14 protein-coding genes are annotated in these 12,046 nt (G+C 33.8%); 4 read left to right on the forward strand and 10 right to left on the reverse strand.

Annotated elements, in window-relative coordinates:
* Position 1 precedes the first annotated feature (1 nt).
* From A2530_RS05260 to A2530_RS05285, 6 genes are all read right to left on the reverse strand, one after another.
* Complete coding sequence (locus A2530_RS05260) at positions 2–898, reverse strand: Jag N-terminal domain-containing protein (protein WP_294886283.1); 897 nt, start codon at positions 896–898, stop codon at positions 2–4.
* On the reverse strand, positions 891–2,519 hold the full coding sequence (gene yidC, locus A2530_RS05265) for a membrane protein insertase YidC (RefSeq protein WP_294886284.1): 1,629 nt from the start codon (positions 2,517–2,519) through the stop codon (positions 891–893). Before yidC ends, A2530_RS05260 begins: the two co-directional genes overlap by 8 nt.
* Positions 2,513–2,848 (reverse strand): membrane protein insertion efficiency factor YidD, encoded by a 336-nt coding sequence (yidD, locus tag A2530_RS05270; RefSeq protein WP_294886285.1) that lies wholly within the window; start codon positions 2,846–2,848, stop codon positions 2,513–2,515. The genes yidC and yidD overlap by 7 nt, the downstream gene beginning before the upstream one ends.
* Complete coding sequence (gene rnpA / locus A2530_RS05275; RefSeq protein WP_363114253.1) at positions 2,841–3,194, reverse strand: ribonuclease P protein component; 354 nt, start codon at positions 3,192–3,194, stop codon at positions 2,841–2,843. Before rnpA ends, yidD begins: the two co-directional genes overlap by 8 nt.
* Complete coding sequence (gene rpmH / locus A2530_RS05280; RefSeq protein WP_011372155.1) at positions 3,182–3,316, reverse strand: 50S ribosomal protein L34; 135 nt, start codon at positions 3,314–3,316, stop codon at positions 3,182–3,184. Before rpmH ends, rnpA begins: the two co-directional genes overlap by 13 nt.
* Before the next feature lie 127 nt (positions 3,317–3,443).
* Positions 3,444–6,020 (reverse strand): AAA family ATPase, encoded by a 2,577-nt coding sequence (locus A2530_RS05285; RefSeq protein ID WP_294886286.1) that lies wholly within the window; start codon positions 6,018–6,020, stop codon positions 3,444–3,446.
* A gap of 211 nt (positions 6,021–6,231) precedes the next feature.
* Here A2530_RS05285 and A2530_RS05290 point away from each other — a divergent pair, with 211 nt between their 5' ends.
* Positions 6,232–6,909, forward strand: coding sequence for a nitroreductase (locus A2530_RS05290; protein ID WP_294886287.1), 678 nt, complete (start codon positions 6,232–6,234; stop codon positions 6,907–6,909).
* A 1-nt stretch (position 6,910) separates the two neighbouring features.
* Here A2530_RS05290 and A2530_RS05295 read toward each other — a convergent pair whose 3' ends face one another.
* Positions 6,911–7,762, reverse strand: coding sequence for a 1-aminocyclopropane-1-carboxylate deaminase (locus tag A2530_RS05295; RefSeq protein ID WP_294886288.1), 852 nt, complete (start codon positions 7,760–7,762; stop codon positions 6,911–6,913).
* A 6-nt stretch (positions 7,763–7,768) separates the two neighbouring features.
* A complete protein-coding gene (locus A2530_RS05300) occupies positions 7,769–8,599 on the reverse strand; it encodes a peptidylprolyl isomerase (protein ID WP_294886289.1) in 831 nt (276 codons plus the stop codon).
* Positions 8,600–8,701: 102 nt separating this feature from the next.
* On the opposite strand from A2530_RS05300, the gene nth reads away from it, so the two are divergent.
* Both nth and A2530_RS05310 read left to right on the forward strand, forming a co-directional pair.
* Positions 8,702–9,343 carry an endonuclease III gene (gene nth, locus A2530_RS05305; protein ID WP_294886290.1) on the forward strand — a complete coding sequence of 214 codons (642 nt, stop codon included), beginning with the start codon at positions 8,702–8,704 and terminating at the stop codon, positions 9,341–9,343.
* A gap of 35 nt (positions 9,344–9,378) precedes the next feature.
* The gene (locus A2530_RS05310; protein ID WP_294886291.1) at positions 9,379–9,633 is read left to right on the forward strand and encodes a hypothetical protein; all 255 of its coding nucleotides are present in this window, start codon (positions 9,379–9,381) and stop codon (positions 9,631–9,633) included.
* An 82-nt stretch (positions 9,634–9,715) separates the two neighbouring features.
* On the opposite strand, the gene cmoA is transcribed toward A2530_RS05310, so the two are convergent.
* Entirely contained in the window at positions 9,716–10,423 is a 708-nt protein-coding gene (gene cmoA / locus A2530_RS05315; protein WP_294886292.1) for a carboxy-S-adenosyl-L-methionine synthase CmoA, read from the reverse strand.
* An 85-nt stretch (positions 10,424–10,508) separates the two neighbouring features.
* On the opposite strand from cmoA, the gene A2530_RS05320 reads away from it, so the two are divergent.
* Entirely contained in the window at positions 10,509–10,841 is a 333-nt protein-coding gene (locus tag A2530_RS05320) for a hypothetical protein (RefSeq protein ID WP_294886293.1), read from the forward strand.
* 24 nt (positions 10,842–10,865) lie between these two features.
* On the opposite strand, the gene fbaA is transcribed toward A2530_RS05320, so the two are convergent.
* The gene (gene fbaA / locus A2530_RS05325) at positions 10,866–11,939 is read right to left on the reverse strand and encodes a class II fructose-bisphosphate aldolase (protein WP_294886295.1); all 1,074 of its coding nucleotides are present in this window, start codon (positions 11,937–11,939) and stop codon (positions 10,866–10,868) included.
* Positions 11,940–12,046 lie beyond the last annotated feature (107 nt).

Genomic DNA, 12,046 nt, shown 5'->3' on the forward strand with positions numbered 1-12,046 from the left:
CTTAATTGTGGTAATCATTTATAATGATAAATTTAAGCCCATCACGTGTAGAACGAACAGCTACATATTTATTTGGATATATATCGCGAAGCTCTTTTAAAGCAATCTGAATCAAAACACCGTCAAGTATTTTCGTCTGTGCTCTGCCGTCTCTATCTACATTTTCACAAACAGTTGCTAAATATCTTGTAACCGACTCTTCTTGATTTTTTAAAAATTCTGCAATTTCTAAACGCAATTGAAGTTGATATTTAGTATTTATCCAGTTAAAAATCATATACGATAACGCTTTGTATCTATACCCTTCTTTACCAATAAGAAGTGCTGCGTCTTCACCTTTAAACTCAATTAAAAGAGTAGTATCATCATAGGGAGTAACTTTTATTTTATCTATTTTAAAACATGTAAGTTCAAATAGCTCATTTATTTCTATTTCAACTCTTTTGGCAACATCATAAGCATTTGCGCTAATTGTCGAAGTCTCGCTTTCGTTTTCATCATCTTCATAATCAGCAGTAAAATTGATATCGCTCATATCGTAATCATCTTCTTGCATGCTTACAAAGGATTGTGGCATTATCGTATCGTTAAATACATGATGAGCAGGTTTTTTAATCTCTTTTTTTGGTTTTTTAACCTCTGATCTAAACTCTTTTTTTACCTCAGGTTTACTAGAAGGCTTCTCTCTTTGGATATGTTGAGAAGGAGAAGTTTCATGTTTACCGGACTCCTGTTTTTTCTTTGCAGCAACTATAATTGCATTTTTTTTAAAAAGACCTATAAAACCGTTGCTTGGAGATTGAATAACTTCTATCATCAACTCGCTAGCAGAGCACTCTAGGGCAGTAGCTGCATCTTTATATGCCTGCTCTAGCGTAGAGGACTCTATCCTAATCATCTTTTTTCTCCGTATGCTTATGAATAGCAATCTCTAAATCTTTTGCATTCTTAAACTGCTGATTAACTATAAACTGCTGTGCAATAGAGAATAGATTGTTTACAAACCAGTAAAGAACCAAGCCTGAAGGAAATGTTACAAAGAAAAACGTAAATATTATCGGAAGATATTTAAAAACTTTTTCTTGAATAGGATCTGTAAAATTATTAGGCGTTAATTTTTGCTGATAGTACATTGAAGCACCCATAAGTATCGGTAGAATAAATGTAGAGTCCATTCTCGAAAGATCATTAACCCAGAACATCCACGGAGCACCTTGAAGCTCAACTGCATTAAGAAGTACACGGTAAATTGCAAAAAATACAGGAATTTGAAGCAACATAGGTAAACATCCACCAAGAGGATTAGCCCCATGTTTCTTGTACATGTCCATCACTGCCGCATTCATACGCTGAGGATCACCCTTATATTTTGCTTGAAGCGCTTTAACCTGCGGTGCAATGTCTTTCATCTTCTGCATTGACATCATACCTTTATACGTAAGCGGATAAAGAACAACTCTAATAATAAGAGTAAGTGCTATAATAGACCAACCCCAGTTGCCAAAAATACCATGTAGCCACGATAAAAGCTGAAACAACGGTTTTGATGCAAAAGTAAACCAACCATACTCAATAGCATTAGTAAGTACTGGTTTGATACTATTTAATGTCTTGTACTCTTTTTGACCTATATAACCGCTAAAGCTCATATTTTGAAGAGCTTCAAAATAAACTACGGGGTTATTTTCTTTATCTCGTTCAACTATAATATTTGTATCTTTATTAAATCCATACATGATAGTCGCAGAATATTGATCAAAAGCGGAGATTAACTCAACACCGTTAAATGATTTTCGTCCCTCAGCTTTACCGTCTTCTATAATAGTTACAAGTTCATTATCCGTATAAACCATAGCACCGCAAACTGTCATCATCTGTTCAGTTATGCGAGGTCTTTGTCCTAAATATACAAAATATCTCTTATCTTCTGAGAGTGAAATTTTAACATCATAATGTCCATCGATATAAAAAGTTATCTCTTTGCTAAGAGTTAAGTTAGACAATTTTTGAGTTAAAGTGATTTTTTGAGATTTATCTTCAATAGATATTTCAGATACATCCGTGGTATAAGGAGTTTTTGCAGCTTCTTCGTTCAAACCTGAATCTAAAAATCTAACAAAAAGAGGTTTCATTCCATCCGCATGTATAAGCTGCGCATGTTTATCTTCTTTGTCATTATACTTCTCTTGGAGTAGCTCTTTTGAAGATACTCTTCCTAAAGTATCAAGTTTTAGTATAAACTTATTACTTTTTACCATAACTAAAGTGTTTGTATTATTCGCAATAATTTTTTCTTCAGCTGAAATTTCATGATTAATTACATTTTGTGTTTTTACAACTTTTGATTCATTCGAAGTTTGCCCATTTTGAACATTCTCAACATTTTGAGTATTTATCTGTTTTGCTTTTTCGCTCACAAGCTGTTCCGGCGGAAAAATTGCCGTATATGCTACGAAAAATATAATTGACAGCACTACTGCTACCATAAGTCTTTGATTTGGTGTCATTTTGTCTAACACGATTTACCCTTAAAAGAAAAATTTTTTATAATATAAAAACGGTTTTTTTTATTTGGAACCAACCAATATTTTATAGAACCAACCCCTATTTTTTCGGGCTTTAATGAGAGTTTGTCGAGCAGTGGATACTCTATACCGCCATCAAATAATTGATTACAACGAAGTATTCTAGTAAAAGTGTGGTAAAAAGCACTTGAAATGGAGTTGTTTTCGAAATGAATTCTTGCATATTCACTGCAAGATGGGTAATACCTGCAACTTCCATATCCGATAAGCGTAAAAAATTTCTGATAAAGCCATAGCAGTTTTAATAGAAACTTTTTAATCATTTATCTCTTTCTTGATTGCATTTGAACGATTTAAAATTTTTTCAAAGTCATTTTTTAGTTTTTGGTGAGTTTCTTCATTGATTGCTTGTTTGGCGACAAATATATATGTGCCGTCATTAAGCAAAGAGGAGTATTCGAGAAACAAAGCTCTAAGTCTCCTTTTAGCCCTATTCCTTTTAACTGCGTTACCTATTTTTTTGGTAGCCGTAAATCCCACCTTATGAACTTCATTGGCGGGAAGAAAAAAAAGCACCACGCTATTTGAATGAGCATCTTTTCCTTTTCTATAAACATACTGAAACTCGCGATGCTGTTTCAGCGTATAGAAATTTCCTAAACTGACAATTTTTTACGACCTTTAGCACGACGACGGTTAATTACGTTACGACCGTTTTTCGTTGCCATTCTTGCTCTAAAACCGTGAGTTGATTTTCTCGGTCTGTTATGAGGCTGGTATGTTCTTTTCATGACATATCCTTCTTTAAAATTAAGTCCGAAATGTTACATAAAAGTTACTTAAAGTGCGGTTAAGGTTATACATTTTACCTCTTTTTAAAATCTTAGAGTTACATCATAACCGCACTACATTCTTTTATTATGAAATTTTCACTTCTATCTCGCCGTTTTGGAAATCAAAATCTACATGTGAACCTTCAACAACTCTACCCTCAAGTATAAGTTCTGCCAGCCTATCTTCTACAATTTCATACAAAGCACGTTTCAGCGGTCTAGCACCGTAAACAGGGTCAAATCCGGCTTCGGCTATATAAGCTTTTGCTTTATCGCTTAAAGTCAATTCTATCTCTCTTTGCGCAACTTTTTTAGCTATATCACTAAAGAAAATATCAACAATTCCAACAATCTGCTCACGACCAAGTGCATTAAAAATAACTATATCATCCAACCGGTTTAAAAACTCAGGTTTAAAAGATTTTTTTAACTCACCCATAACCATATTATGTAATTCATCGGAGTTTGGATTATTTATTATTTTTTCACTTGCAATATTTGAAGTTAAAATGATAATAGTATTTGTAAAATCAACTGTCACACCTTTGTTATCCGTCAATCTTCCGTCATCTAAAACTTGAAGCAAAATATTGAAAACGTCAGGATGAGCTTTTTCCACTTCATCAAACAGTATGACGCTGTAAGGCTTTCTTCTGACCGCTTCTGTAAGCTGTCCGCCCTCTTCATATCCTACATACCCGGGAGCAGCACCGACTAAACGGGATACTGCATGTTTTTCCATATACTCGCTCATATCTATTCGTATCATTGCATCAGGAGAGTCAAATAAAAACTTAGCTAATGTTTTTGCGGTTTGAGTTTTACCCACTCCTGTAGGTCCTAAAAAGAGGAAGCTTCCTATCGGCGAATTGCCGCTTGAGAGTCCAGCTTTGTTTCTTTTAATAGCACGTGCAACAGCATGTGTAGCTTTGCTTTGACCGACGACCTCTTTATTTAACTCATCTTCAACATTTAGAATTTTATCTTTATCTGCTTGAAGCATTTTTTTAACCGGAATTCCAGTCCATCTGGAAATTATTGAGGCTATCGCTTCCTCATCAACGCTATTTTTTAAAAGTGTCCCCTCTTTTTGAAGCTTTGCCCAAGTTTCGTTTATCTGCTTTTCCTGAGCGATTAGTGCAGGAATTTCTCCATATTCTATCTCCGCTGCACGATTAAACTCGGCAGAACTTTTTGCAATGTTTGCTTCTCTTTTTTTTGCTTCAATCTCATTTTTTATACTTGATATTTTTCCAAACACCTCTTTCTCATTTGTAAATTGAGTCTGAAGGCTTCTAACTTTTTCATCTATGTCTGCTAGCTCTTTTTTTATCTCTTCAAGTCTCTTTGTATTTGCCGCTGAAGACTCCATTTTTAACGCTTCTTCTTCTACATGTAGTTCCGAGCTTTTAATTTTTGCATTACTTAAAGCATGCGGTTCAGACTCTATCTGCATTTTTAATTCTGCAGCAGCTTCATCGATAAGATCGATTGCTTTATCGGGTAAAAATCTATCCGCTATATATCTATCAGAGAGCTTTGCAGCTGCAACTAATGCGCTGTCGGTTATAGTCACGTTATGATGCGTCTCCAATCTCTCTTTAATACCCCTTAAAATCTGCAGCGATTGATTTACACTCGGTTCATCTACGCTGATAGGTAAAAAACGTCTCTGAAGCGCCATATCTTTTTCAAAATATTTTCTATACTCTTTAAGAGTTGTAGCTCCTATCGTATGAAGTTCTCCGCGAGCAAGTGCAGGTTTTAGGATATTTGCCGCATCCATACTCCCTTCACTAGCCCCTGCCCCTACAATAGTATGAATCTCATCTATAAATAAAATTACATTCCCGCTCTTTTTTACCTCATCGATTACTGCTTTTAGTCTGTCTTCAAATTCGCCTCTATATTTTGCACCGGCAATCAAAGCGCTCATATCAAGCGCAATTACTTTTTTATTTTGAAGTGATGTAGGAACTTTACCGTCACTAATTCTTTGAGCAAGCCCCTCAACCAAAGCAGTTTTACCTACACCCGGTTCGCCAAGCAGCATAGGATTATTTTTTGTCTTGCGAATGAGTATCTGCATCATTCTTGTTATCTCTTCATCTCGTCCTATTACGGGAGAGAGTTTCCCATCTTTTGCTTCGTGCGTTAAATCGATACCGTATTTTTTCAGTGACTCTAAAGTCTCATCTGAACTTTGAGAATCGATTTTGGCTCCGCCTCTTGCACTCTCTAGGTTTTTTGCAAGTTCTGAAATATCTATATATTTTTTTAATATACTAAAGAACGGTTCATTCTTTAAATTTGCCAGTATATAGGTATCAACCGCCAAAAATGAATCTGCATTTTTTGTCATAAGCCCCACACCGTTTTCTAACGTAGAGACAAAATTTTTAGACAATCTTATACTCTCTTTTGATACGGTTGAAGATTTAGGAAGCTTCTCGCTTAAGCTTTTTACATCCAACTCAATAGCTGTTTTATCTGTGCTCATTTTATTAAACATCTGATTTAAAACAGAGTTTGAGTTTGTAAGAAGCGCCCATAAGAAGTGAACAGGCTCAACCTCTTGATTTTTATTATAAAGCGCTAGTGAAACAGAAGACTCTATCGCCTCCGTCATGTTGTTTGTTAATTTTTCAAAAATATTGTTCATTCTTTTATCCTTATTTTATTTTTTTACTATACAAATTTAACAACTCTCTAGTTTAAATAGTACTGAAATTAAATTATATGAAAGTTAAACTTGTAAAAATATTATACCTAGTTGAGTCATATGATGTCAAGTGTTTTTAGTCTATTGACAGCATATCCTGATGTTTAACTATTTGCATTATAATTCGCAACTCAATTTATAGGATTTTTATATGCACACAATTATCAATGCTATTATCAACCGTTCGTCAAAAAGAGCTTTTTTGTCAAAACCTGTACCAAAAGAGATTCAGGAAAAAATTTTACATGCAGCGGCAATGTCTCCAAGCGGAGCAAATATGCAGCCATGGATTACCTACGCGATAAGCAATGAGGAAGTTTTAAAAAATATAGGCGATGCAATAATTCAAAAAATGAATAGCGGCATAGAAAATGACCAATTTATTCAATACTATCCGCTTGAGTGGAAGTCTGTTTATAAAAAAAGAAGAATTGAAACGGGTATAGGGCTCTACTCTTTAATGGGAGTTGACAGAAAAGATATAGAGACTAGAACAAAAATGTGGCACGATAACTTCAGATGGTTTGGAGCGCAAACGGTATTTTTTGTTTTTACGGATAAATCAATGATAGATAATGCACAGGGAGCTTTAATTGATTGCGGAGCATACATGCAAAGCATAATGCTAGCTGCTTTAGAATTTGGAATAGATAGCTGTCCGCAAGGCTCAACAACAGAGTTTGGAAAAGTTGTAGCAGATGTTTTAGATGCTCCTAAGAACTTAGCCCTTCTTTACAGCGTAGTTATCGGATATGAAGACAAAGAAGCTAAAATTAATACATACCGCCCAAAAAGAGCAGCTATTAGCGAAAATGTAGTTTTTATTTAAACTATAAAAACCCTTTTTGCTTATATCTACTAAGCATACTCTCGTTTCCGCTTACTCCGCCGCTATGAATGTAGAGAATCTCTTCATCTGTCTGTTCTAGCAAACATTTCCACAAAGATGGCGCATATATCATATCAAACTCAACTCCGCTTTTGAGAAGTTTTTGGTGTATATCTAAAAACTCTTTGTATGGTTTTGCAAAATGATATTTTTTTTCAGGCTCTAAAATAACAAGATTTTTAGGTATTTCATGAAGTGCTTCCATCTGCTCTTTTAGATATACGCTATCTCCGACACACGGAGTTGTATAAACCTTATACTCAGGAAGACTAAGCGCTAAAAAAAGAGCAGTAGTTCCAGTTCCTGATGGCGTAGCTAAAGAGTTTACATGTAAGCCGCTGTTTCTTATCTCATCTGCTAAAACTTCTAAGCCTTTTTTTGCCTGTGCAACTGCTCCGCCTTGATCTATTATAAATGTTTTTTCATCTAAATTAAATCTTAGTGTTGCTATAAAATCTTTATAAAACTTCTCTTGTATCTCTACATGTATCATTCCTAGATTTTTTGCATGATAATAATTACCGTAGTTTTCATTTTTTTGGGTAGCACTTAAAGGTTTGGTATAGTATGTAAATTCCCAATTTTTATTTTTACACATAGCCGCAATTGCGAGCATTGCATTTGATTGAGTTCCGCCGTAAGAGATTATTTTATTAAATTTGTCTGATTGTATTTGTAGAAGAGTATATAATTTTCGATATTTGTTTCCTGCTAAAAAAGGATCTATAAGATCATCTCTTTTAACATAGAAACTTCTCCCATTTAAAAATATTTTAGAGATAGGAGAGAACATATAAAACTATTTAATTTCTGCTTTTTTCTTTAACTCTTCCATTTTTGCCATCATCATTGTTTTGGCTTTTTCCATTTTTAGTCTTTGCTCAATAAACTGTTTTACTTCAGAAAAACTTTTTGTAGTTTTTGCCTTTTTATCTTCAATATATATTACATGATATCCAAATTGAGTTTTTACAGGCTCTAGCGTAATCTCTTTAGCTTTCATTGAAAAAGCTTTATTATTGAACTCAGGAACCATCTGCCCCTCTGTAAAATAACCTAAATCACCACCGTTTGGAGCACTTGTACATGTTGACTTTGCTTTTGCTAGTTCAATAAATTTATTTTTAAGAGCATCTCCTTTTAAAGGCTTAAGTTGAGCTATAATATCTTTTGCATCTGCCTCTTTTTCTACAAGAATATGACGAGCATTTATACTCTCATTTTCAATAAACTCTTCCTTATTTTTATTATAGTATTCCTCTTTTTCTTTATCGGAGATAGTTATTTTATCTAACTCCTGTTTTTGCCACACTTGGATAGCTACCTCTTTTTTTACTCTTTGTGCTACCTCTTCATACTTGTTTTTAAATTCATTCGAGTTTAAAATACCTGTTTTTTTTGCATCATCATAAACTAACTCTTTAGCTACCAACTGTTCTAAAACCTGTTTTCTAAACTCTGCTTGTTTTTCTGCAGGAACTTGATTAAATCTGCCCTGAGTCGCACTCATAAGCTCTCTATCAACATCTTGTTGAGTAATTTGAGTGCCGTTTACCGTCACTAGAGTTTGTGCCATTGAGATTGTTGATAAAATTGCCAAAGATACTACCGCTTTTGTTACTGTTTTCATTTATTTCCTTCAATTTAAAGAATAACCTTATAATTATTGGTAATTCTAATAATTTAATACTAATGATTATTAAACAACTTCACTTTTATATATAATTACGTTATGAAAAAAGCTACAAAACAAGAAATAAGAGAAATTCATCAACTTTTTATTGATAATTATAGCAATGCAGTAACCGAACTTGATTATGAAAATGCCTATGAACTAGTTGTCGCAGTTGCACTCTCTGCACAATGCACTGACAAACGTGTCAATATTATCACACCTGCTCTCTTTGAAAAGTATCCAAATCCCGCAACACTAGCAAAAGCAGATGTAGAAGATGTGAAATCAATAATTAACAGTTGTTCATTTTTTAACAATAAAGCAAAAAATATTATAGAGATGGCAAAAAGAGTTACAGAAGTATATGACGGCGAGATTCCAATGGATGAAAAAGAGCTGATAACTCTTGCAGGAGTCGGACAAAAAACTGCACATGTAGTCATGATAGAATATACCGGAGCAAACCTTATGGCGGTTGACACGCATGTATTTCGCGTTTCTCATAGACTTGGTTTAAGTGATGATACAACGCCCATAAAAACGGAAGCTACATTGGTTAAAAAATTTAAAAATAATCTTCGTACACTTCATCAAGGAATGGTGCTTTTTGGTCGATATATCTGCAGAGCTAAAAATCCAAAATGTACTGAGTGCTTTTTGGCTTCTTATTGCAAAACAAAAGAGAGTTTTAAAGTTTAGTGCAAATGTGGATTACTTTTTGCTTTTAACTTTTTATGGCGAAATATCTATTAATTACTTTAGCATTTTTTCTTTTTGTAGGGTGTGCAAACAGAACCGGCATCTCTGCTAAATATTATGCAAATGAGTGTAGTGAGTATTATGACGTTCAAGGTTATTACCATAAAGATTGTAAAGATGAGAATATAGTCTCATACGAAGAGATTGGCAAAAAGGCAAATCAAGTCGTAGAGTTTATTGTAGGAGAAGAGGAGAAAAAAGAGGAAAAACCAAAGGGAAATGTTTGGTAAAAACCAAATAAATAAACTACTATTATTTTAATAATTGGATATATAAAATCTTATTGTTTGAAAATCCAAATACAATGAGATTCTATTTTATTGCTATAAAAGTTGCGAAATTTGCCCAGCGAAATATAACTTCACAATGCGAAAACCCACAATTCTTAATCATTTTTATATTTTCATCTTCACTGTAAGGTACTAAAACATTCTCCAAAGCTTCTCTTTTTTGTACTATTTCATACTCGGAATAGCCCTGCTCTTTTTTAAAATCATAATAGCACTCAATCAAATCTTTATTTAATTTTGAGTGGTGGCTAATAACTTTTTCGCTAAATATAAATAATGCATCTTTTTTTAAAGAAGTAGCTATCTTTTTAACAAGTTCTTCACGAATTAAGGGACGAATAAACTGCAAGGTATAGTTGCTAACAAATAAATCAGCCTCTTTATACTCATACTCTAATATATCTGCATTTATAAGCTCTATATCTGCCTTAAATGCTTCACATTTTCTTCTAGCTTGTTCAAGCATCGCTTCAGAATTATCAAGCCCTATCAAAGTTGCTTTTGTTTTTAGCTTCCTGCTTATATTTATTAGTAGTGTAGCGGTTGAACATCCCAAATCATAAGCTACCCCACCGTTTTTTAAGGCTTTATGTGCAAAAAACTCCGTAATCTTTTGCGACTCTTTATAAAAAGGCACACTTCTTTGAAGCATATCATCAAATACAGCAGCAACCTCTTCATCAAATTCAAACTGTTTTTTTATCGGTTTTGTAAATACTTTATCATTCATTTTATATCCTATTATTGCAATTTTAACCAAAATCTTATGATACAATCCATATTATTTATAAAAAATTTAAAGCAAAAGAGTGGGTATGCATACATCAACCTTAATGATGATATTTTTTATACTGCTGCTTGTAGTGAGCATCTGGAAAATATACGCTTTTTTACCAAATAGACAACTCCAAGACGATGATACGACAAGAGAAGCTACTGAGCAGTTAGAAAATCTTATGATAAAAATTATAAAACAAAACGCTACTGCTTTAGATAATAAAGAGCTCTTTAGTTTAATGCTAGAAGATAATGATTTTGATAAAAAAAAGTTTTGGAGATTTAATCAAAACAGATTAAACCATCTACTTTCTCACTATTTTTTACAAAATCCACATGTAAAAAATATTGAAGATATCCACAACATGTAAAAAATCTACATGTCGTGGATAGAATTAGTTTCTATTTATAGCATTTAAATCAGAAAATGCCTCTTCAACTCTTTTAACTAAAGTCAACTGCCCGCTTCTTAGCCATTTTCTAGGATCGTAGTAGTTTTTATTCGGCTTGTCTTCACCTTCAGGATTTCCGATTTGACCTTGAAGGTAATCTCTGTTTTTCTCGTAATACTCTTTAACACCAATCCAAGTCGCCCACTGCGTATCGGTATCGATGTTCATTTTTATAACACCATAGCTTATTGCTTCACGAATCTCTTCAAGAGTTGAACCTGAGCCGCCGTGAAATACAAAATTTACAGGTTTGTCTTTGGTGCTAAACTTCTCTTGTATATATTTTTGAGAGTTGTTTAAAATTTTTGGAGTCAGCACTACGTTGCCAGGTTTATAAACACCGTGGACATTTCCAAAAGATGCTGCAATAGTAAAATTTGGAGAGACTTCGCTTAACTCTTTATATGCATAAGCCACATCTTCAGGTTGAGTATATAAGAGCGAGTTATCTACACTTGAATTATCGACTCCGTCCTCTTCTCCGCCGGTTACGCCAAGCTCTATCTCTATACTCATTCCTATCTTGCTCATTCTCTTTAGATACTCTTTACAGGTTGCTATATTCTCTTCTAGCGGCTCTTCCGATAAATCTAACATGTGAGACGAATAAAGAGGTTTGCCTTGAGTTTTATAATAATTCTCTCCTGCTTCAAGCAAAGCATCTATCCAAGGAAGAAGTTTTTTTGCAGCATGATCGGTATGTAATATAACAGGTACACCGTAACTCTCTGCCATCATATGTACATGTATCGCTCCAGAAACAGCGCCTACAATTGCTGCTTTCTCATTTTCATTGCTTAAGCCCTTACCTGCATAATAAGCAGCTCCGCCGTTACTAAATTGAATAATTACGGGAGATTTTACTTTTGCGGCAGCCTCTAATATTGCATTTATGGAATCCGTACCGACAACATTTACTGCGGGAATAGCAAATCCGTTATCTTTAGCATGTTGATAAACTTTTTGTACATCATCACCAAATAACACGCCCGCTTTTACAATATCTAAAATACCCATTATTAAACTCTTTTTTATAAATTTTTTGCCTAATTATATTACAGGCTTTATTTAAAATAACTTTTAAAAACTTTATTATGATAAAATAGCAAAAAAATAATCCGGAG

Source organism: Sulfurimonas sp. RIFOXYD2_FULL_34_21 (assembly GCF_001830805.1).
GTDB lineage: Bacteria > Campylobacterota > Campylobacteria > Campylobacterales > Sulfurimonadaceae > Sulfurimonas.